The organism is Mesorhizobium atlanticum, assembly GCF_003289965.1.
In the GTDB taxonomy this organism is placed as follows: Bacteria; Pseudomonadota; Alphaproteobacteria; order Rhizobiales; family Rhizobiaceae; genus Mesorhizobium; species Mesorhizobium atlanticum.
Genome location: NZ_QMBQ01000011.1, coordinates 1 through 21779 on the forward strand (window position 1 = coordinate 1; position 21779 = coordinate 21779).

Annotated in this window: 21 protein-coding genes; 5 read left to right on the plus strand and 16 right to left on the minus strand. The window is 63.4% G+C overall.

The features are described 5' to 3' along the window. A partial coding sequence (locus tag DPM35_RS28560) for an Ig-like domain-containing protein (protein WP_281004649.1) occupies positions 1-1363 on the minus strand: 1363 nt, incomplete at its 3' end. Between the two features lie 379 nt (positions 1364-1742). On the opposite strand from DPM35_RS28560, the gene DPM35_RS32625 reads away from it, so the two are divergent. Further along, complete coding sequence (locus DPM35_RS32625) at positions 1743-1904, plus strand: hypothetical protein (protein ID WP_181592193.1); 162 nt, start codon at positions 1743-1745, stop codon at positions 1902-1904. A gap of 439 nt (positions 1905-2343) precedes the next feature. On the opposite strand, the gene DPM35_RS28565 is transcribed toward DPM35_RS32625, so the two are convergent. From DPM35_RS28565 to uxuA, 13 genes are all read right to left on the minus strand, one after another. After that, entirely contained in the window at positions 2344-3180 is an 837-nt protein-coding gene (locus DPM35_RS28565) for an SMP-30/gluconolactonase/LRE family protein (RefSeq protein ID WP_112130658.1), read from the minus strand. Positions 3181-3190: 10 nt separating this feature from the next. Then, positions 3191-4975, minus strand: coding sequence for a CoA-transferase (locus DPM35_RS28570; protein ID WP_112130660.1), 1785 nt, complete (start codon positions 4973-4975; stop codon positions 3191-3193). After that, on the minus strand, positions 4972-5985 hold the full coding sequence (locus tag DPM35_RS28575; protein WP_112130662.1) for an aldose epimerase family protein: 1014 nt from the start codon (positions 5983-5985) through the stop codon (positions 4972-4974). The genes DPM35_RS28570 and DPM35_RS28575 overlap by 4 nt, the downstream gene beginning before the upstream one ends. Further along, a complete protein-coding gene (locus DPM35_RS28580; protein ID WP_112130665.1) occupies positions 5982-6764 on the minus strand; it encodes an enoyl-CoA hydratase/isomerase family protein in 783 nt (260 codons plus the stop codon). Before DPM35_RS28580 ends, DPM35_RS28575 begins: the two co-directional genes overlap by 4 nt. Positions 6765-6766: 2 nt before the next feature. Next, positions 6767-7972, minus strand: coding sequence for a CaiB/BaiF CoA transferase family protein (locus DPM35_RS28585; protein WP_112130667.1), 1206 nt, complete (start codon positions 7970-7972; stop codon positions 6767-6769). Between the two features lie 19 nt (positions 7973-7991). Next, on the minus strand, positions 7992-8777 hold the full coding sequence (locus tag DPM35_RS28590) for an SDR family NAD(P)-dependent oxidoreductase (RefSeq protein WP_112130970.1): 786 nt from the start codon (positions 8775-8777) through the stop codon (positions 7992-7994). Between the two features lies 1 nt (position 8778). Continuing rightward, complete coding sequence (locus DPM35_RS28595) at positions 8779-9774, minus strand: ABC transporter permease (protein WP_112130669.1); 996 nt, start codon at positions 9772-9774, stop codon at positions 8779-8781. Positions 9775-9837: 63 nt separating this feature from the next. Next, complete coding sequence (locus DPM35_RS28600; RefSeq protein ID WP_112130672.1) at positions 9838-11370, minus strand: sugar ABC transporter ATP-binding protein; 1533 nt, start codon at positions 11368-11370, stop codon at positions 9838-9840. After that, entirely contained in the window at positions 11360-12343 is a 984-nt protein-coding gene (locus DPM35_RS28605; protein WP_112130675.1) for an ABC transporter permease, read from the minus strand. The genes DPM35_RS28600 and DPM35_RS28605 overlap by 11 nt, the downstream gene beginning before the upstream one ends. Before the next feature lie 110 nt (positions 12344-12453). Beyond that, on the minus strand, positions 12454-13485 hold the full coding sequence (locus tag DPM35_RS28610; RefSeq protein WP_112130677.1) for a sugar ABC transporter substrate-binding protein: 1032 nt from the start codon (positions 13483-13485) through the stop codon (positions 12454-12456). Between the two features lie 27 nt (positions 13486-13512). Beyond that, on the minus strand, positions 13513-14364 hold the full coding sequence (locus DPM35_RS28615) for an IclR family transcriptional regulator (RefSeq protein ID WP_112130679.1): 852 nt from the start codon (positions 14362-14364) through the stop codon (positions 13513-13515). Beyond that, positions 14364-15506 carry an ABC transporter substrate-binding protein gene (locus DPM35_RS28620; protein ID WP_112130681.1) on the minus strand — a complete coding sequence of 381 codons (1143 nt, stop codon included), beginning with the start codon at positions 15504-15506 and terminating at the stop codon, positions 14364-14366. Before DPM35_RS28620 ends, DPM35_RS28615 begins: the two co-directional genes overlap by 1 nt. Before the next feature lie 120 nt (positions 15507-15626). Next, positions 15627-16811, minus strand: a complete 1185-nt coding sequence (gene uxuA, locus DPM35_RS28625) for a mannonate dehydratase (protein ID WP_112130683.1) — start codon at positions 16809-16811, stop codon at positions 15627-15629. Positions 16812-16995: 184 nt separating this feature from the next. Between uxuA and DPM35_RS28630 the strand changes: the two genes are divergently transcribed. From DPM35_RS28630 to DPM35_RS28645, 4 genes are read left to right on the plus strand one after another with little or no spacing between them, the layout of a single operon-like run. Next, positions 16996-17730: a FadR/GntR family transcriptional regulator gene (locus tag DPM35_RS28630; protein ID WP_112130686.1), complete on the plus strand. Its 735-nt coding sequence runs from the start codon at positions 16996-16998 to the stop codon at positions 17728-17730. Between the two features lie 17 nt (positions 17731-17747). Then, entirely contained in the window at positions 17748-18533 is a 786-nt protein-coding gene (locus DPM35_RS28635; protein WP_112130688.1) for an SDR family NAD(P)-dependent oxidoreductase, read from the plus strand. 4 nt (positions 18534-18537) lie between these two features. Further along, positions 18538-19653, plus strand: coding sequence for a mannonate dehydratase (locus DPM35_RS28640; protein ID WP_112130690.1), 1116 nt, complete (start codon positions 18538-18540; stop codon positions 19651-19653). Beyond that, the gene (locus tag DPM35_RS28645; protein WP_112130692.1) at positions 19653-20354 is read left to right on the plus strand and encodes an RraA family protein; all 702 of its coding nucleotides are present in this window, start codon (positions 19653-19655) and stop codon (positions 20352-20354) included. Before DPM35_RS28640 ends, DPM35_RS28645 begins: the two co-directional genes overlap by 1 nt. A gap of 506 nt (positions 20355-20860) precedes the next feature. On the opposite strand, the gene DPM35_RS28655 is transcribed toward DPM35_RS28645, so the two are convergent. Both DPM35_RS28655 and DPM35_RS28660 read right to left on the minus strand, forming a co-directional pair. Beyond that, complete coding sequence (locus tag DPM35_RS28655; RefSeq protein ID WP_112130696.1) at positions 20861-21199, minus strand: slr1659 superfamily regulator; 339 nt, start codon at positions 21197-21199, stop codon at positions 20861-20863. A gap of 18 nt (positions 21200-21217) precedes the next feature. After that, complete coding sequence (locus tag DPM35_RS28660) at positions 21218-21778, minus strand: slr1658 superfamily regulator (RefSeq protein WP_181592194.1); 561 nt, start codon at positions 21776-21778, stop codon at positions 21218-21220. Position 21779 lies beyond the last annotated feature (1 nt).

The following is a 21779-nucleotide window of genomic DNA, read 5'->3' on the forward strand; positions in this document are numbered from 1 at the left end:
GGGTGAGACCGGAGATCAGGCCGCCGGTCACCGTGATGTCGCCCGCATCGAAGCCGCTCGGCACCTCCGAGAAGGTGAAGGTCACCGCCGAGGTGTTGTGATGGTCGTCGAAGGTGTCGCGGTCGAGGGCGACCACAACCGTCGGGTTGACGGTGTCGACGGTGGCCGTGTCGGTGTTGGAGGCGGTGTTGTCGTTGCCGACAGGATCGGTGAAGGTGTTGGCGCCGACCGAGATCGAGACCGGTGTCGTCGAATTGTCGCTGACGGTGAAGGTCGCCGTGTAGGTCTTGCCCGACGGATCGCCGGCAAGGTCCTGGGTGAGACCGGAGATCAGGCCGCCGGTCACCGTGATGTCGCCCGCATCGAAGCCGCTCGGCACCTCCGAGAAGGTGAAGGTCACCGCCGAGGTGTTGTGATGGTCGTCGAAGGTGTCGCGGTCGAGGGCGACCACAACCGTCGGGTTGAGCGTGTCAATCGCTACGGTGTCGCCACCACCAGCGCCGGCGTTGCCGGCAGAGTCGGTGTAGCTACCGGCTGCTACCGAAACGGAGCCAATGCCATCAAAACCGTCTGCCGCCGTGAACTTCGCCGTATAGTGCGAAGCATCAATCACCACGAAATCGGTCAGCGTGCCGTGGGACGCCGTGACATCGGCCGCCGTGAAACCCGTCACCGGACCAGTGAATGTGAACGTTACGACCGAGCTGTTATCACTATCATTTAACGCAGAATCGACAATATTGACGGCGACGGGTGCCTTGCCGGCACTATCAAGAACCACAACCTTCTCAACACCCGTGACCTTGAGATCAAGCGTCTTGAAAGTGTAGACGGAACTGTCGGCCTGGCCGGTTTGGGCGCTGATGTGCGCCGGAAGCCAAACGTTCTTGAAGTATGCAATCTCTGCCGTGATTGCGGCATCGCTCAGTTGGGCGGCGCTGAGCCATATCTGCAAAGTGTCGGCGTCAGGTGTGGATCCGGCTTTGCCGAGCTGCACCGCGCCGTTTCCACCGTCATAGGAATCATACCCAGAAAACGTGGTTCCGTTGAGCGAGGTCTGCATCTGCGTGGGCACGCTTCCGGCCGTGGTCTGGTCTGTTCCGGAATAGAGGGTTCCACCTGTTGTCGTCTGCGTGGAGGCCGCGAATGTGCTGCCTAGAAGATACTGGTTCTCGAAGGCCTTGTAGATCAGGATGTCCGATCCCGATCCACCAAGCACCGTGTCAAAGCCGCTGCCGCCATTGAGAATATCATCGCCCGACCCGCCGTTCAGGCGATCATCCCCAGCGCCCCCATTCAGCACGTCGTCGCCGCTGCCGCCGACCAGATTGTCGTTGCTGCTTGTGCCAACAGTCGAAGCCATTTTTGATCTCCCCAGGCCGGCGCGCCCAGCGCCTGCACATTTGCCGTCCGCAATCGGCAGACCACACTATGCCGATACGATCGGCGCCCGCTTCCGGGGAGAAAAACGATCAAAATGCCATGCGACAACACACAATCGAGCGACAACGAGCGAATGGCTGACAAAGCGATTCGCTGTCCCGCGCCGATCATACTGCGATGGCTACGACGGCTTTAGCAGCCGCGCGGCTTCCCTACCCCAATAGCGCCATAACTCGTTGTTGCCGGTCGGGAGATTATTTGGCGCTACCCCTCATATTAGGAGATTATTAACTCCACTATAGCGCGTCAACAGTGAATTCGATGAAGAGTTAACGACGGCTGAGGTCGGGAACGACCTCATGACGATCCCGCCCGAGGAGCTTAAGCCCGCGCTGTGGGATCAGCCCGGCTCTTTCCGCGCCGAGTTCGACTTTTCGCGCGATGCCGTCATGCGTTCGCTCGAAGGCACGCTGAAGCGGCTCGGTACCGACTATGTCGAACGCCGGGTTGGAAGGCGGTGAGCTTGAACGGACCGGTGCCGACCGCTTTCGCCCAGTCGGCGAAGCCCGCCGGAACCATGGCGGCCGCGCGCGAGCGGTTCGCCCAGGCTTTGAACCGCACTCATGATTGGAAAGCAAACAACCGCGAATAACGCGGTCGCTCGCGACTGGTATAGGCTTTGAAGCTGGCGGCAGACCTTCGGTGAACCGACATCGGTAGCTTTCTGCGCATGGCCGGTGAATGACATCGAGGACCTGAGCAGCGCGATCAGCCGTCCTCGATCGACCCTTTAGCGGCGTTTTCGCTAATCGGCGCAGAAAATGAAATTCCATCTCACACCGAGTTGGGCGGAACGGCACGAGGGCTGCCAACTCATAATATGTAGGGGAACTGCGTTGAGTGGCGATGGGTGTCTCGGTAGCGTAGTCATATCTTTTGCATGTCTAGATTAAGCATCTCTCAGGCCGGAACAGTCGCCAGATCAATCTCCGTGATGTGCCAGCGGCCAAGGTTTGCTGTGTAGAGCTTGTCGCCCTTGAAGGCGATGTTGGTGGGATGCGCCAGCGTCGTCGCCGCCGGATCCTCGATCAGCACTTCGAGACCCCTGTCCTTTCGCCAGCGATAGATCCGGCTCGGCTCGTAGCATGAGATGAGCAGCGAACCGTCGGGAGCGAAGGCGAGCCCATCGGGAACATTCTTCACCTCTTTGACCACGACCCGCCGGACGCCCGCCGCACCATCGGCGAGGATCGGCACATAGCTGACACACGGCGCGTTGCTTTCCACCACGAAAAGACCATCGCCATCCGGCGCCATGGCCATGCCGTTGGCGAAGGACATCGCTTCCTGGCACCACAGGCCGCCCTCTCCCGTCTTGAGATCGTAGCGGAAGATGCCCGAGCGATTGTCCTCGCCGACGCTGTCAGACACGTAGAGCCAGCCCCTCGCCTCGTCGATGACGGGATAGTTCGGCACACGGATGCCGGATGAAGCGAAGCGCTCCATATGGCCTGTCGCGACATCCCGGCGAAAGATCGCGGCATGCTTGAGATCGCAGGCAAAACAGTTGCCGACGCTGTCGAAGGCAATGCCGAGCAGAAAGCCGTCAGTGCCGCCCATGCGCTCGACCGAACCGCCATCGGCGGAAAGCCGCAGGAGATCACCGGTTTCGGTGCCGCACCAGATCGATCCGTCGCGATGGACCGCCACGCCCTCCGGATGCGCGACGCGCGGATTGGTGAAGATGCCGTCGAAGAAGACGCGGGCGGCAGACATTTCGAGCAACGGCTTTGCCATGGAACGCTCCTCAGCTTGCGGCAGGCAACCTCTGCGCGGCGGCGATGCAACGCTCGACCATGGCGCGGTCGGCCGCCAGAATCTCGGCGATGAGCGCTCCACGATCCTTGGCGCTGATGAATTCGAGACGCCGCAGGCCGAGCGGGTCGATGCGGTTTCGCAGCACGGCAAGCGTATCGCCGGAAGGCACCGGCACCTCGCGGCAGTCGGCATCGAATGTCACTTCAAATCCGGTGGCGTCACGGATCTGCTGCCGGGTAACGCCGGGCATGGTTTCGATGACGATCAACTCCCGGGATGTCTCGTCGAGCCGGAAGATGCAGAGATCGGTGAACACCAGCGCCTTGCCCGTCCGATAGCCCATCGGCTCGCGTTCGGCCGGCCTCAGCAGCCCGCGGGCGGAACTTGCGATCTCGACAGAGCCCACCAGCGACTGGACCGAGTGACGCGGGACATAGAGCAGATAGTCGCGATGCATGTTGGCGACGTCTGCCATGCCGCCCTGCCCCGGCAGCCGGATAAGGCCGCCACTCGGCTTGCGCAACGCGATGGTGTTGACGTGGCCGTGCCGGTCGACCTGCGCGGCGCCGACAATCTCATGCGTCACCGCGCCTGCCTGGTAATAGGTCGAATAGGTGTCATCGCCGCCGGCATGCGCGACCGCCGTCTCGCAATCGAGGCTCTCGATCAGCGACAGCACCATCGGACTTGGTGCGATGTCGAGGTGGCCGCAGCTCATCGTCGCGATGATCATGTCCGGCGCGTGCGTTGCCTTGGCCAGCCGGTAGGCGACGTTGGCGAGCGGCGAGACCGCGCCGGCGCTGGCGAAGCTCTGATTGTCAAGCTCGGTTGCGATGCGGGCGGCGATGATCTCGTCGACGGTTGCTTTCCCGTCACCCCGTGCCGGCGCCGCAAGGACTGTTTCGGCGGTGACTTTGGCCGCCTTCTGAAGCCTCTCCGGCAGGCCGGCCGCTGGCACGCGGAGCTTGTCCGACAGACCTGAATCCTTGACCGCGAACGCTTCCGACAATGCCTGATAGTCGGTGACGTAGAACGGCAGGCACGAGGCCGGATAAGCGCCGCCCGGCGCCAGGGCGATCGCCGAAACCTGGTTGCGGGTGAGGATGCTCTGGCGGCCGTCCTGCCGCAGCGCCCCGACCGGCACGATCTCCTCGACCGTGACCAGCACTTTCCGCGCCGCGCCCGCCATGGCGAAGTCCAGCGCCCGCGGCCCGACGATCTCGACATTGCCGCTTTCGTCGGCGCGCTGGGCGTGGACGATGAAGGTGTCGAGCCTGAGCGCCGGGACAAATCCGGTTTCGGTCCCGGCAACCGGATCGGGCCTGGCGACCGCGCCCGGCACGCGCGCCAGCATGTCGGAGCCCTGAGGCAACTGGAACGGCATCGACGGCAGGTTCTGCTGTCCCGCCCGCAGCGCCTGGATCATGGCCAGAGCCGTCCAGTCGCGGACGGGGATCGCGCCGTTCTCGGCGGCCGCGCGAAATTTCGGCGGCAGCCCGAAAATGTCGAGACTGGAAAAGCAGAGGTCGATTTCCGCGACCGCATTCACTTCCAACAGCAGCTCAAGCGGCAACCCACCGGCCCAGGAGACGTAGTGTAGGTCCTTGACGCCGGACGCAGCGATCGCGCGCAGCAAGGCGATTGGCAACCGGGCGAAGTGATGGCCCCCGACGCCGAAAGCATCGCTATCGCCGACCATCGCCGCCAGCCCCTCGATATCGGTGAACCGCGGCCGGTTACCCTTGACCAGGGAAACTGACCTGCGATCTGTCACAGCGCGGATGCCTCGATGCGGTAGCGGGTCACGAACGGTTCCTCGGGCGAGAAGTCCAGCGCCGTCGCTATGCCGGATTGCGCGACCGGATTGTCTGCCAGCGCGGTCGCGGGGCCGAGCCCGAAAGGCGAGCAGATCGGCTCGATGCCGATCGCGACATGACGGCCGTTCCAGGGCGCCGCCTTGCGCCCGCGATTGGAATACCAGAGCAGGAGGCTTGGGAAATGCTCCTTTTGCCAGGAAAGCTGCACCCGGTATCCGTCCTCGTGGTTGACGAGCGCCGCCGTGCCGTCGACACCTTCGATCTGGAGCAGCTCCTCTGTGTCGGCGACGAGCGGCAAACGGGAGGCGTCGATCGTATCCCCGCCGCGGGTCGGCACCGATATCAGCTCGAAGAAGGTCTTGTTCCTGGCAAACAGCGAAGCGCCGGGCTCGACATCATGCGGATAGGTGCGGCCTTCGTCGAAGCCGCTAAGTTCCAAATTGGCAGCACCCGTCTCCAACGGCAGCCGGAACACCGGATGCAGGCCGATCGGCAGGCGGCAGGCGCGACGGACGAATACCCGGAACTCAATGTCTATGGCCGGCGCCGACGGATCGGGCCTTATCGTCCGTTCAATACGCTCGACCGGGCTTGCCTCCGGATAGGCAAGCGCCAGCGACAGCGATCCGTTCCCACCGGCCCGCCAGGTCCAGTCATGGTTGGAGCCGTGGCCATGAACTTCCTCGTCCGGCGCCGGCGGCCCCATCACACGCGCCCATTCCTCCGGCCACCCATCGACGGGCACCGAATAGCCGAAGGGCACGCAAGGCCATTCGCCGCGCAGCCTGCGCAGGATGCCCGGCAGCGCTTTCGCCTCCCGCTCGCCCGACCAGGGCGCGATATGCATCGGCGAGACCTGCCGGCCGTCGGCCAGCACAAACGTGACCGGCGCCAGCATTGCGCCGAGCCGCTGCACGGTGAGCGCGCCATGCGCCCAGCCGAGACCGCGATAGTCGTCGCCGTTCATGAGCTGGCCTTTTTCACGGCGCTCCTCTCGGCGAACTCCTTGACGCGCCGCTGACCGACCTCGCTGCGATAGAGGCCACCCAATATGTTGCGCTCCATCGCCAGGCCCTCTCCCAGATTGCCCGACACGGCGTGCGCCGTCAGGGCTTTCAGGCCCTCGATCGCGGCTGCGGGCTCGGCGGCGATCATCCCGGCCAGTTCCAGCGCGCGCGGCATCAGGCTTTCGACGTCGACGATCTCGTTGACCAGGCCGGCAGTGACGAATTCGGAGGCCGACACGATGGCGCCGGTCATCAGCAGAAGATTGGCGCGGTTGCGGCCGAGCTTGGCGACGCTGCGCTGTGTGCCGCCGCCACCGGGGATCAGCCCGAGCTTGATCTCAGGCAGGCCGAGTTTCGCATACTGGTTGGCGATCACGATGTCGCAGCACAGCACCAGCTCCATGCCGCCGCCCAGCGCGAAGCCGTTGACCGCCGCGATCACCGGCTTTCGGTTGTCCTCGATCGCCGCATACATGCGCGTTCCCGCAGCCTGGAACGTGTCGAACTCGGCCGCAGTCTGCGCTGCATATTCCTTGATGTCGGCACCGGCCATGAAGCCGCGCCCCTCCCCGGTCACCACGATCGCGCCGACACCTTCGTCGCCCGACAGCGCTTCGAATGCTTCGGTGATCTCGCCTTGCATCAGCCGGTTCATGGCGTTGAGCTGGTCGGCGCGGCGGAAGGTGACGACCGCGACGCGCCCCTGGATCTCGACGGTGAGCGTCTGGTAGGTGCCCATCGTCAGGCTGCGTCCACGGTCATGTCGCCGGACGCCTCGAGCGCCGCGATCTCGTCCTTCGACAGGCCAAGCTCGGCCAGGATCTCGCGGCCGTGCTGGCCGACCAGCGGCGCCGGCCGCTCGATGGTCGCGGGCGTCTCGCTCATCTTGACCGCCGGCGCCACCACCTTGACCTTGCCGCCGCGCGGATGATCGTAGCTGGTGATCATGCCCATATGCGTGACCTGCGGGTCTTCCGCCGCCCGGCGGATATCCTTCACCTCGGCGCACCAGATGTCGGCTTTGAGAAGCCGCGTCAGCAGATCTTGGGTGGCGAATTTCTTGGTCTCGGCATTGACCTTCTCGAACACCTCGTCGCGCTTGTCGAACAAGGTCTTCAAATCGTCATAGACGGCAAGCCGCGGCGCTTCCAGCACCTCGTAAAGCGTCTTGAAGGGGCTCATGGCGATCGACACATAGCCGCCGTCATTCGTCTCGTAGATGCCGAACGGCGCCTGCATGCCGGGATGGCCGATGCCAGAATTCGGCCGAACGAAATCCTCGCCGAGGTTGAGCACGGCCACATATTCCTGGTTGAGATGTGCGAGCAGCCCGGCCAGCAGGTTGACCTCGATCTTCTGCCCCTTGCCGGTCTTCTCACGATAGTAGAGCGCCGACAGGATGCCGTAGACCATGTTCATGGCGCCGATCTGGTCAGCGAGGCCGGCGCCAGCGGGAACAGGCGTTTGGTCGCCGCGGCCGGTGTTGGCGATCAGCCCCGCCAGTCCCTGGATCAGCATGTCCTGTCCGGGGCGCTCGACGTAAGGCCCCTCCTCGCCATAGCCCGAACCCGAGCAGTAGATGATGCGCGGATTGACGGCCTTGAAGTCCTCATAGCCGTAGCCGAGCTTGGCCAGCACGCCGGGCCGGAAATTCTGAACCACGACGTCCGCGCTTTTCGCCATCTCCATGATGATGGCGTGCACCTTGCGGCTCTTCAGGTTGAGCGCGATCGAACGCTTGTTGCGGTTCCAGGCGAGGAAGTTCGGGCTTTCGGAGCCGCCTACCCATTTGGCGAAGAAGGTCATGCCACGGAACATGTCACCGGCGCCGGCGCGCTCCACCTTGATGACATCGGCGCCCATGTCGCCGAGCAGTTGCGTGGCGAACGGCCCCTGCAGCAGATGGCTGAAATCGAGGATGCGGACGCCTTCCAGGGCCTTGTTCATTTCTGTCTCGTTTCGTTTTTCAAAGCAGTTCGGGAACGTAGCGCGGGGCCACGGTCAGCCCGCCATCGACGCGCAGGTCGGTGCCGGTAGTGAAGCCGGCCGCATCGGATGCCAGATAGACGGCGGCCTCCGCCACTTCGGAAGGCTCGCCGATGCGGCCGAGCGGATGCATCTTGACCCACGCCTTGGCGAGGCTGCCGCCGATCTCCTTGATCAGCCTGTCGTTCATCGGCGTGTTGATGGTGCCCGGCGAGATCGAATTGACGCGGACATTCACCGGCCCGAACTCGACCGCCATCTGGCGCGTCATCGCCATCACCGCGCCCTTGGCGCCGGCATAGGCGGTCCAGCCATCGAGGCCGATATGGCCCTGCGCCGAGGCCATGTTGATGATCGATCCTGACTTCTGCGCGATCATATGCGGCAGCGCGTATTTGCAGCCGCGGAACACGCTGGTCAGGTTGACGGCGATCAGCCGGTGCCATTGCTCGTCGGTCATCTCGTGCACCGGCATGCCGCCTATCGCGACGGCGGCGTTGTTGACCAGGATATCGAGACGTCCGGTCTTCTTCACCGCGCTGTCGATCAGGCCGGCGATATCGGCTTTCTGCGAAACGTCGCAATGGACATAGTCGGCGTGGCGGCCAGCCGCACGAAGTGCCGCCGCGAACGTCTCGCCTGCGTCATCGGCGATGTCGCCGAGGAACACATGCGCCCCTTCGCGCGCCATCGCCTCGGCGATCGCGTGGCCGATGCCGTCGGCCGCACCGGTGATGACAGCGGATTTTCCTTCAAGACGAGCCATGTCAGCCTCCATTCGCGCGCCGGCGCTTCGCTTCGTCGAAGGCGACGGCGGCGATGATGATCATGCCGGTGATGACAAGCTGCCATTCGGTCGGCAGGCCGAGCCCGCGCAGGCCGTTGGACAGGAACTGCAGGATGAGCACGCCCAGCGCCATGCCGGTCAGGCTGCCGATGCCGCCGGCGAGGCTCACGCCGCCCAGCACCGTCGCGGCGACGACCTGGAATTCGAAGTTCAGCCCCGCCGTATGCTGCGCCGAGCCGACGCGCGCTGCCAGGATAATCCCGGCGACCGTCGCCAGCAGCGCGCTGATGATGAAGCAGATGAACTTGACGCGCCGCACGTCATAGCCGGCCAGCCGCGCCACTTCCTGATTGCCGCCGACGGCATAGATCTGCCGCCCGAACGGCCGGTGCTGCATCATGTAGCCGAAGGCGGCGAGGAGCACGATGGCGATCACCGCCGAATAGGGGATGATGTTGAACAGGCGCCCGTCGGAGAGCGCGATGAAGCTGTCGAGACTCGCGGCGTCGGGTATCGCGCGTTGGCCGGTGTAGAGGTAGACGCCGCCGCGCATGATGAACATAGTCCCCAGCGTCACGATCAGCGAGTTGATGCCGGCATAGGCGACGAGATAGCCGTTCACCACCCCGATGATGAGCCCGAACAGCAGCGCGCCGCCGACACCGAGCAGCAGCGAATTGGTGTCGTTCATGATGATGATCAGCGGCAGAGCGATGGTCGCCAGCAGCGAGCCAATTGAGATGTCGACCTCGCCGGAAATGAAGACGATGGCGCAGCCGACGCCGGCCGTGAGCGCCAGCGAGGCCTGTCCCAGCACGTTGGTCATGTTGCGCACGGAGAAGAAATTCTCGACCGTTGCGGAAAAGAACGCCAGCACCAGGACGAGGCAGACGAGCAGCGCCAGTTCCTGCCGGGCAAAGAGCCGCGCCAGCATGGATGGCTGGTCTTTCGCGGAAGCAGTGCTTGCCAGGCTCATCGCTTAACTCCTCCGAGGGAATGACCCGTGTCGCAAGGAATGCCGAGGCGATGCGCCATGGTTCTATCCGATCGCCGCATTGAGGATCTTCTCCTGCGTGGCTTCGTTGCGCGGCATCACCGCGGTCAGGCGGCCTTCGCACATCACCGCGATTCGGTCGGCGAGGCCGAGCAGCTCCGGCATCTCCGACGTCATCATGACGACCGCCAGGCCCTCGCCGGCGAGCCGGTCGATCAACGCGAAGATTTCCGACTTGGCGCCGACATCGATGCCGCGTGTCGGTTCGTCGACGACGATGACCTTCAGGCCGCGCATCAGCCAGCGCGAGATAAGCACCTTCTGCTGGTTGCCGCCCGACAGGTTCTTGATCTGCTGGAACAGGCTGGGCGTCTTGATGCGGAAGCGGTCGACATAGTCCTGCACCGCCTGATGCTCCTTGGCCTTGTCGACGAAACCCAACCGGGCGAACGCGCCGAGCGAGGCGAGGCTGGCATTCTGGTAGACGGGCAGCTCGCCCATCAGGCCTTCGCTCTTGCGGTCCTCGGTGAGCAGACCGATGCCGAGCCGAACGCCGGTGCTCGTGTCGTGCGGCGACAGCCGCCGACCGTCGACGGTGATGGTGCCTGACGTGATCGGATCGTAGCCGACGATCGCCTTGGCGAGCTCGGTGCGGCCGGCGCCCATCAATCCGAAGAAGCCGAGCACCTCGCCGGCGCGCGCTTCGAAGGACACGTCGATGAGCTTCTTCGCCGTGCTGAGCTTCTCGACGGAGAGCGCCACCTTGCTGCCCGCCGCGCCGCGCTGGCGCGGAAAGAGGTTGTCGATGCGGCGGCCGATCATGTCCTGGATCAGCGTGTCGTTGGTATGCTCGCCGATCAGCTTGGTCGAGATGTGGCGTCCGTCGCGCAACACGGTCACCGTATCGGCGATCTCGAACACCTCGTCGAGCTTGTGGCTAACGTAGACCACGGCGATGCCGAGCGCCGCCAGGCGGCGGATGACGGCGAACAGCAGCGAGACTTCGTTAGGCGTCAGCGAGGAGGTCGGTTCGTCCATCACCACCACGCGCGCCTCGTGGGCAAGCGCGCGGGCGATCTCGACCATCTGCTGCTGGCTGACCGGCAGCGATCCCGTCCGCGCCGTTGGATCGACGTTGAAGCCGATGCGGTTGAACAGTGCCGCCGAGTCGGCGCGTATCTTCTTCCAGTCGATCGAGCCGGTCCTGCCGGTCGGATAGCCTTCGAGGAAGATGTTTTCTGCGACGGTGAATTCGGAGATCAGCGCGATCTCCTGGAATACGACCTTGATGCCTTCCTTCAGGCTGTCGCGCGGCGACTTGACGTCGACCTCGCGCCCGCGCATGCGGATCGTGCCGGCGTCCTTGCCGTAGACGCCGGCCATGATCTTGATGAGCGTCGACTTGCCAGCGCCGTTCTCGCCCATCAGGGCATGGATCTTGCCCGGCTCCAGGGTGAGATCGACATTGTCGAGCGCCACCACGCCCGGAAACCGCTTGCCGATGCCGCGCATCTCCAGCGCCGGCACAATCGTGTCGATGGCCGCGTCTTCGCCGGGATGAAGGAAATCAACGGACATTGGCATTGTTCCGGATGATGTCGAGATAGGTCGCCAGGATGATGACGATGCCCGGCACCACCATCTGCAAGTCCTGGTTCCAGCCGAGGATGATGATGCCGTTGTCGATCACCTTCAGAACCAGCACCCCGAGAAGCGTGCCAAACAGCGAGCCGCGGCCGCCGAGCAGGCTGGTGCCGCCAAGGATGACGGCGGCGATCACCGTCAGCTCGAAGCCGCGGCCGGCGGTCGGCTGGCCGGCATTCATCAACGAGGATAGGATCATACCGGCGACACCGACGCAAAGGCCGGTGCCGACGAAGGCAAGCAGCTTAAGCCGTTCCGAACGCAGGCCCGACAGGCGCACCGCCCTTTCATTGGCGCCGACCGCGTAGAGATAGCGGCCGAGCGTGGTGAAGCGCAGCGTCACATAGGCGACGACGAAGATCAGTGCCGCGATGATGACGGGGACGGGCACGGCGCCGACATAGCCGGCACCGAGATCGGTGAAGCTTGTCAGTTGATTGTGGTTCTGCACCGCTTCGCGCGTGAACAGATAGACGCCGCCCTGCAGCATCATCATGGTGCCGATGGTGGCGATGAGCGAGTTCACTCTTAGCCTGGTGACGACGAGCCCGTTGAAAAGACCGACGCCGCCGGCGAAGGCAAGCGCCGCCAGCATGCCGAGCGCGAGGCTGTGGGTGGAATTGAGCACCGCCATGCCAATGCAGCCGACGAAGGCGAGCGAGGCGCCGACCGACAGGTCGACTTCCGCCGTGATGATGAGCATGGTCATGCCCGAGGCGACTATCAGCACCAGAGCGCATTGGCGCAGGATGGCGATGATGTTGGCTTCCGAATAGAACTGCGGCGCCGCGATCGAAATGGCGATGCAAAGCACTGCCAGGATGGCGCCCAGCACCAGCTGGCTGCTGCCGAGAAGCTGGCCGCCGATAAGACGCTTCTGCGCGGAAGCGTGTGTAAGCTCGCTCATGTCAGTCCGTTCCCGTCGGTCGGGTCAGGCGCCGGCGCCCGTGTCCTTGCCGGCATTGGCGCCTGGCGGGTAGCCCTTCCCGTGTTGCGGGAAGGGCCGTGTCGATCGACCTATTTCTTCAGGTCGGCCGAGGTCTTCATACACTTTGCCGGCGGCTGGAGCGCATTGACGGCGTCCCATTTGATGGCGCGGGTCTTGCCGTCATAGTCGTAATACTTCTTCCAGTCGTCGCCGCTCATCGGCGCGGTCGGGCTGACGATGTGCTCCGGAACCTGCTCGCTGTTGAACAGCTTGACCGCAGCGTCGATGGTCGTGAAGCCTTCCTTCTCCGGGAACATGGCGGCCTCGATGCGGTAGGACGGCTCATTCTGCATGGCGTTGATGAAGGCAAGTCCTTCGCCGCCGGTGCCGACCGTCAGCAGTCCGTCCTGCGACTTGCCGGCGGCCTTCCAGGCCTGCAGGCCGCCCAGCGAAGACGAATCGTTGATGCCGTAGATGATGTTGATGTCCGAATTCTTAGCCAACGCCGCCGAGGAAACTTCAAGAGCGCGGTCGGGATTGCCGCCGCCATCGAGGTCATGAACCATGACCGCATCGGGGATGATGGTCTTCAGCCCGTCCATGAAGCCGTGAGAGCGCAGCACCGTGGCGGAAAGCAACGGCAGGCCGACATTCATCACCTTGGCGACGCCGCCGAGCTTTTCCTTGGCATATTTGCCGGCCTCGACGCCGGAGAAATAGCCGGTGTCGTAGTCGCAGATGGCGACCATCGTGGTCATGCCCTTGACCGGGTTGCCCTCGAGCACCACAGGGATATTGGCAGCTTTGGCCTGACGCAGCAGCGGCACCACGCCTTCCTCATTCACCGGTGTGATGATCAGCACGTCGACGCCCTTGGCGATGAAGTCTTCAGCCGCGGCGACCTGTTTGGCTATATCGAGATTGGCGTCCTGCACCTCGACCTCAATCCCGAGTTCCTTGCCATGCGCCTTCATGCCCTTGATGACATTCTGGTACCACTCATGCGTGGCGTAGTTGGTGACGTAGCCGATGTGCTTGGGCATGTTCTCGGCATGCGCCGCCGTGGCCCCCATGGCCAGCATGGCCGCAGATGCGAGCAGGATTGATTTGGACCGGTGCATTTCTCTCTCCCAGGGTTTTCGTTTGTCTCAGTCGCTGAACGGGTAATCCCCCCGTTCCGGGTCGGCACGTGAAGAGCTGTTGGCTTCGCCCCAACCGAGCGCGGCCGATATCTTCTCGGCGGCGGCCCGGGTTCTTTCGAAGACGGTCTGACGGTCGAAGCGCGCCGCCTTCTGCGGCAGCAGCGGCACCGTGAGCGCGGCGATGACAGCACCGGTGTGATCGCGCACCGGCATTGAGATGTTGGTGCAGGCCTCGACGGCCAGTGATGCTCGCATTTCGTAGCCGAGCCTGGCCGCCTCGTTCAGCCGCGCCTCGATTTCTTCGCGCGTTCCCTGGCCCTCGCCGGCGGCCACAATGCGCTCGACGATGCGGTCGCGCTCGGCCCGGTTCGAATGGGCGAGCAGCACAGCGCCGGAACTGGTTTCGAGGATCGGGAAATGCGATCCGAGCGCAACCGAGTAGCGCATTGGCAGCGGCGAATCGATCTGCAGCACCACCAGCGCGTTCTGTCCCTCGCGCACCACCAGGTGGCAGCTCTGATCGGCGTTGGCGGTCAATTCGCGCATCACAGGCAGCGCGCATTCGACCAGCCGGTTCACCGGCGGATGCATATGCGCCAGCTCGAACAATTTGAGCGACAGCCGGAAGCGGTCCGATCGCGTGCGGAAGATGTAGCCACGCTTCTCCAGGAGAAGCAGGATACGGTAGATCTCGTGGATGGAGCGGCCGAGGCCGGTCGCGATCTCGGTCTGGGTCAGCGCTTCGGCGCTTGCAGCCATGAACTCCAGCACGTCGAGCGCCTTCTCCACCGCCGGCACGCGATATCCGTTGCGGCCGCCTTCGCTTTCCTCGAGGGTTTCGGCAATGCCGGCAGCCATCACGCGACGCTCCGTTCCGGTAGCCTGGTTTCGCGATAGAGGCGGTTCACGTGATCGGCGAGTTCAGCGGCCGAGACGTCGCCGGCAATCGCAGCCGCCGCGCGCGGCGCGCATTCGCGGAAGAAGGCGATGAAGCCCGGATGCGTCGGACGCAGATAAGACGAGCTGATCGTGCGCAGCGTCGAGGCGAAGAAATCGCGGCAGAGATGATTGACCCCGGCATCCTTCCAGGCCGCCAGCGCTCCCGGCTGCCCGCCCGACTTCACATAGTCGCCGCGCTGATAGTCGGGCGAGCACAGGAACAGCGCATAGTCGATCGCCTGCTGCTTGTGCTTCGACTGGGCGCTGACGCCGACGCCCGCGCCGCCGAGCAGCGCGCCGGCCGATCGGGCGGTCGGCACGTCGGCAAAGCGCAGATACGGCCTGTCGGTCTTCGCGGCGTAGTTCACGTAACCGAAGGCGAACGGCACATAGACGACGTCGTCATGCGCGATCATGTGGTCGTAGCAGCGGATCGGATTCCATTTGGACGAGTTCGGATGCGAAAGCCCCGCAAGCTCGCGCAATTGCCCGACGGCCTTCTCGACCATATCCGGCGCGATGAATTGCTCGCCATATTCCTGTGGGTCGCCAAGCGTCAGAAGCAGGCACATCGCGTCCGTCGGCACGAAAGGCAGGCCAAGCCACTTGCCGTCCTTGCGCGCGCGACGGCCGAGATCGACGACCTCTTCATGCGTGCGGGGCACCGGGCCATAGCGCTCCAGTAGATCCGGACGATACGAAGCAACATGGCAGGCGGCGTCGACCGGCAATGCCCACTGCCGCCCCTTCTTTTCGTAGGACTGCCAGGACGGACCGACCGAATCCTGCTCGAAGTAACGGATCTGCTCCGCCGACAAATAAGCGTCGAACGGCACCATCAGCTCGTCCTGCGCGATGTCGCCGATGAACGGATGGTCGAACACCACCAGATCATAGGCCGACAGCAGGGGGCCGAGCGCGCCCTCGCCGAACTCATAGAGGCTGCGGCGATCCCATTCGATCTCCAGGCCGGGATTGGCGGCGCAATATGGCCCGACGCTCGCGTCCAGCGGCCCCCAGCAACGTCGATGATCCCACGCAAGACCGCGCAGTCTTGTCATATCCGGCAATTCCTCCCTGGAACCGGGCAGGTGCCCGGCTCGCAGATCACTAGCAGCTATTTTTACCTGAGCAAATAGTTTTTACATACGCAAACAACAATCCTCTGCCCGTCCGCCACCTCACGCCAGCCCAAACCGCTCGACGGCTCGCATGATGCCGCGCAGTTCGGCGAGGCCCTTGAGCCGGCCAATTAGCGAATAGCCGGGATTGATCCTGGTCTTTCCTATGTCGTCGGCGAGGAGATGCCCGTGATCGGGTCGCATAGGAATGCGCCAGTCGGCGCGGCCTTCCTTGCGGCGGCGCGCCTCCTCCTGCATCAGCGCGAGGATCACATGCGCCATGTCGGTGCCGCCCTCGAGATGCTCGGCCTCGTGGAACGAGCCATCATCCTCGATGGTGACATTGCGCAGATGGACGAAATGGATGCGGCTAGCGAACTCCTTGACCATGGCGACGATGTCGTTATCGGCGCGCGTGCCATAGGAGCCGGTGCAGAACGTCAGCCCATTGGCCGGGCTGTCGACGGCGTTCAGAATGAAGCGCGCATCCTCGGCGGTCGAGACGATGCGCGGCAGGCCGTAGAGCGAGAATGGCGGATCGTCGGGATGGATGCACATGCGCACCCCCTCCTGTTCGGCCACCGGAATGATCTCGCGCAGGAACCAGGCCAGGTTCTCGCGCAATTCCTTCGGCCCGATTGCGTCATAGTCGGCCAAGGCCTCACGAAAGCTGTCGCGGTTGTAGGCGCGCTCGGTAGCAGGCAGGCCAGCGATGAGGTTGCGCTCGATCCTGTCGATCCTGTCGTCGCCAAGCTCTTTCAGCCGCGACTCCGCCTCGGCGATGCGGGCGGGCGTGTAGCCGTCCTGCGCATTCTTGCGCTTCAGCACGAACAGGTCGTAGGCCGCGAAGTCGATCGCGTCGAAGCGCAGCGCATAGCCCGTCGTCGGCAGGCGATAGGCCAGATCCGTTCGGGTCCAATCGACCACGGGCATGAAATTGTAGCAGATCGTCGCGATGCCGGCCTTCGCCAGCGCGCGGATCGTGTCCTTGTAGAAACCGGCATAACGGAGCCGCTCCGGCGCGCCGATCTTGATCGAGTTGTGGACGGGAATGCTCTCGACCACCGACCAGCTCAGCCCCGCCGCCTCGATGATGCGCTTGCGCTCGAGGATGTTTTCCAGCGGCCAGAGGCGCCCGTCATAGATGTCGTGCAGGGCCGAGACGACGCCTGTCGCACCCGCCTGCTTGACATGATCGAGTGTCACCGGATCGTCCGGACCATACCAGCGCCAGCACTGTTCCATCGCCGCTTTCCTCACCAGAGGCCGAGACCTTATTGTTGGACCACAACGAGAGTCAAATTAAAATTTGGCACTCGAAGATGGCTTGCTGCCCCCCGGTCGCCTAAGAAAATTCGACGGAGTGAGCCGCGAGTTGGTTGTTTTCCGCGAATCTTAGGATATTGTGGTCCAACAATTTGGAGGATAAATGTCGGAAAACCCTCAGGCCCTACGCGACAATGTCGGTGCCCGTCGCGCCGGCGGCAGCTCCGCGGTCGATGCCGCGGCAGGACGGATCCTCGACCTCATCCGCGCGCGACAGCTCAATGTCGGCGATGTGCTGCCGACCGAACGCGAGCTCAGCGAGATCACCGGCGCCAGCCGCAACACGGTGCGCGAAGCGTTGCGCACAATCCGCACCTATGGGCTGATCGAGCCCAAGCCGCGCGTCGGCGCGGTGCTGGCCGACGGGCAGAGCATCGCCATCCAGAACTTCTTCGCCGCCCACATGGATGTCTCGCGTTCGTCCTTCGCCGACATCCAGGGTTTTCGGCGCATCATCGAGGTCGGCATCGGCGACCACATCGTGCTCAACGCCACGAGCGACCAGATCGAGGCGCTCGACGACATCAATGCCAGGATCGTCGAGAGCCGCTCGATCGAGGAAGCCGCCGAGAACGACTTCAATTTCCACATGGCGCTGATCGGGCTGGCGGGCAACCGCATGCTCACCGACATGTATTCTTTCCTGTCGCCCGTGATCCTGCGGATCATGACCATCGGCAAGGAAATGCGCCCGGTGCTGGCCGACACCCGTGCCGCGCATGGCGAGATCATCGCTGCGCTCCGCGCGCGCGACAGGCTGGCCTACGCCTATCTGATGAGCCGCCATCTCGATTTCGCGCTGCGGTTCCTGCCCGAAGAACCGGCTTCCAAGACGTGACCAAAGGAGTTTCGGCAATGAAGGATTTTGAGGGCAAGGTCGCCCTGGTGACCGGAACGACAGGGATCGGTCTCGCAACCGCCAGGCGCCTTGCCGCCGGTGGCGCCGCGATCGTCGCCTGCGGCATCGACCGCTCGGCCAACGCCGCGATGCGGGCGGAGCTGGAAAGTTCCGGGGCCGGCGCGCTGGTCGTGGACACCGACGTCTCCGTGCCGGACCAGGTCCGCGACGCCGTCGCTGCCGGCGTCGAGCGTTTCGGCGGCCTCGACGTGATCGTCAACTCGGCGGCGGTCCATCCCTATGGAACCGCGACGACCACCGACTGGGAAACCTGGAACAAGGCGATGACGGTCAATGTCGCCTCGATCTACCTGACCGCCCATTTCGGCATCCCGGAAATTATCAAGCGCGGCGGCGGCGCCATCGTCAATGTCGCCTCGGTGCAGGGTTTCGCCTGCCAGCAGAACGTCGCCGCATATGCAACCACCAAGGGCGCGATCCACACGCTGACGCGCTCGCTGGCTCTCGACTACGCGGCGGCCGGCATCCGCGTCAATTCGGTCAGCCCCGGCTCGATCCGCACGCCGATCCTGGAGAAGGCCGCGCGCGGCGACAACGGCAGCGATGCCGATGTCGAGGAGGCCTACAGGCGCTTCGGCGCGGCCCATCCGCTGGGCCGCATCGGCGAACCCGAGGAAGTGGCGGAGCTCATCGCCTTTCTGTGCTCCTCGAAAGCCGGCTTCTGCACCGGCGCGGACTATAAGATCGACGGCGGCCTGACCGCCGGCATAGGGGTGAAGTAGAACCATGAAGATCGGTCTTGGCCTTTACCGGGAATCGCTGACCCCCGACAATTTCCGCTTCGCCCGCCAGGCGGGCGCCACGCATATCGTCGCCCACCTCACCAACTATTTTCGCGGCCGCGACCCTTCGCTGTCGGCCGGCAGCGAGACGGAAGGCTGGGGTGATTGCTCCATCGACGAGTTGTGGAACTACGAGGACTTCGCCGACCTGATGAAGACCGTGCGCGGCAACGGGCTGGAAATCGCCGCGATCGAGAATTTCTCGCCGCGCTTCTGGTCCGATATTCTGCTCGATGGCCCCGACAGGGCGAAGCAGATCGAAGGGCTGAAGCGACTCATCCGCGATGCCGGCCGCGCCGGCATCCCTTGCATCGGCTACAATTTCTCCGTTGCCGGCGTCTGGGGCTGGTCGCGCGGACCTTTCGCGCGCGGCGAAGCGATGTCGGTGGGGCTCGACCTTGCGGCGATCGACCCCGATTTGCCCCTGCCCGACGGCGTGGTCTGGAACATGCGCTACCGCGCCGCCCGGCCGGGTGCCGCGCTGGTGACGGTGAGCAGCGATGAGCTTTGGCAAAGGCTCGGCGCCTTCCTGCGCGACGTCGTTCCGGTGGCTGAGGAAGCCGGCGTGGTGCTCGCCGCCCATCCGGACGATCCGCCGGCCGAGGCGTTGCGGGGCGCAGCGCGCCTGGTCAACCGCCCGGAGAAATACGACCGGCTGATGGACATCGTCGATTCGCCGTCCAACGGGCTTGAGCTCTGCCTCGGCTCGCTGCAGGAAATGCCGGGCACCGACGAGATCTACGGGCATGTCCGGCGCTTCGCCCGGCGCAAGCGCATCGGCTACATCCATTTCCGCAACGTGCGCGGCAAGGTGCCAAACTATCACGAAACCTTCGTCGACGACGGCGACATCGACATGGCTGAAATCGTCCGCATCCTGCGCGACGAAAACTATGACGGCGTCATCATCCCCGACCACACGCCGGAAATGTCCTGCGACGCGCCCTGGCATGCGGGCAAGGCCTTTGCGCTCGGCTATATGCGCGCGCTGGTGCAGAACGCCGCGGCGCTAGGACCTTCGCGGACCATTGAATTCACCAACATCCGGATGCAAGCCTGATGACCAGATCGACACGCCTCTACGCCGACGATTCCGAAATGTACCGCCTGTTCGAGCAGGAGCTCTTCGTCGCGGTGGTCGGCGACGTGATGGACACGCTGGGGCTGCAGCATCAATTCCTTCCGCCGGTGTTCAAGCCCGTCGACGAGAAGACGCGCCTGCTCGGCCGGGCCATGCCCGTGCTTGAGACCGACATCTTTCCGTCCAATGGACCGACCCATAATCCGCTGATGAGCAAGCCGTTCGGGCTGATGTTCGAGGCGCTGGACGATCTGAAACCAGGCGAGATCTATGTCGCGAGCGGCGCCTCGCCCCGCTATGCGCTGTGGGGCGAGCTCATGTCGACGCGTGCGCAGATCCTCGGCGCGCGCGGCGCGCTGGTCGACGGTTTCGCCCGCGACACCGACGGCATCAAGGCCCTTGGGTTTCCTTGCTTCTGCACCGGCTACTACGCACAGGACCAGGGCGTGCGCGGCAAGGTCGTCGACTATCGCTGCACGCTCGAAATCGGCGGCTTGCGCATAGAGCCGGGAACGCTCATGTTCGGCGACAAGGAAGGCGTCCTCGTTGTCCCCGCCGAAGCCGAGGAAGAGGTGGTGCGCCTCGCCCTCGAAAAGGCTCGCGGTGAAAAACGCGTCGCCAAGGCGATCCGCGAAGGGATGAGTGCAACGGACGCTTACAGGACCTTCGGCATCATGTGACGGTCGCCTATCTGCCCGATGCGAAATGTTGCCCTGGACGTTGCGGTCGATCGATCTTCAAGGCTGGTGAGTGTCTGCGCGGATAGTCATCGAACCCATAGCTCGTGGTCGACTGCATCAAGGGCGGCGAGACCGATGCTCGAGTCTCCTGGATAGGCGAGCGTGCGTTGAATGGAAACGTCGTAGCATAGATCTGTTTGTTCGAACTGCGCCTTGTCGACCGCAAGCGAGAGAGTGCCTTGGCTCAATGTTGGCATATCCTTAATGCCGGCTTCGAGCGGCCAGCCGGACTCCCTCAACGCGATTGCGGTCTCGCCTCCGTATTTTCGCAGTAATCGGCCGGTGCACGACACCGGGAAACTGAATACCCGTCGTTGCCTCGTTCGTGAGAGTCAACGTGCGGCCGACGTTTTCAAGTACCCATTCCCCAACAGTATACGTCGGCCGCCAGTCCATGCTCAAGCAGCTGACAATTGAAGAGGCGCATTGACTTTCTGACAAGCCGATTAGTTCATCAAAAGCACCAGGGCGGGATGCAGCTTCTTCAGATTCGGCAATGATTTCGATTGCCAGGGTATGTCGGGCGTTCCGCGCACGACGAGACGAACATCGGGATGCTTGCGCACCTCGATGGTAAATTTCGCCAGTAGATTGATGCCGGAAGAATTGAGAAAATGAAGGTCTTTCAAATCGAGCGTAATAGTTGAAGGATTTGAGGCAAGGACACTGTTCGCCAAAGCCATGACGGGCGCACCTGCCTCTGAACTGGCAAGCCGCATTGCACCGTCGAAAAAAATATTGCTTCCCTCAATCCAAACACGGTAGTCGTCCGTCTTGATTTCCATTGCTTGGCTTCGTTTCATCTAGTTGTGCGTTTGCGATATCGGAATGGAGGCATACGTCTCCAGGCAGATCCGATCTCTTTCATCGGCGGAGCTGAATATCCAGGCCAGGCGTGCGCCATAGTCGCTCATCAACGTCAGCAGTCCCAGCCCGGAGCGCGCCACGTCAGGATTCGCGGCATTAGCTTCAATTCGCTGTATCAGCAGGTCTTTGGGGTCGCCAACCGTGATGTCCGCCAGGAGACTTTGGAACTCAGACGCGTTCTCACCGTCGACGTCGTTCGACACCTTGAGCTTGAAGCACTCCGAATCCATCGACGCCTCGATCACGATCTCACCCGGTGCGCGAAACTTGACCGCATTTTCGATGAGCTCGTTGACCAGATATCCGATGCTATGTCGCACTTCCATGTAGTCATTGCGGGACGACTGAAAGCGCAACGCGAAAAGATCGGCAATGAAGTCCGAGGTCGTGGCGCAATGGCGCCAACTCAAGTCGATTGGTCCGTCGAACAGCCGCAGGCGACTGACATTCTCCTTCATCCCGATTGCAATGTCAGGGCTACCGAACAGCGCTGTCATC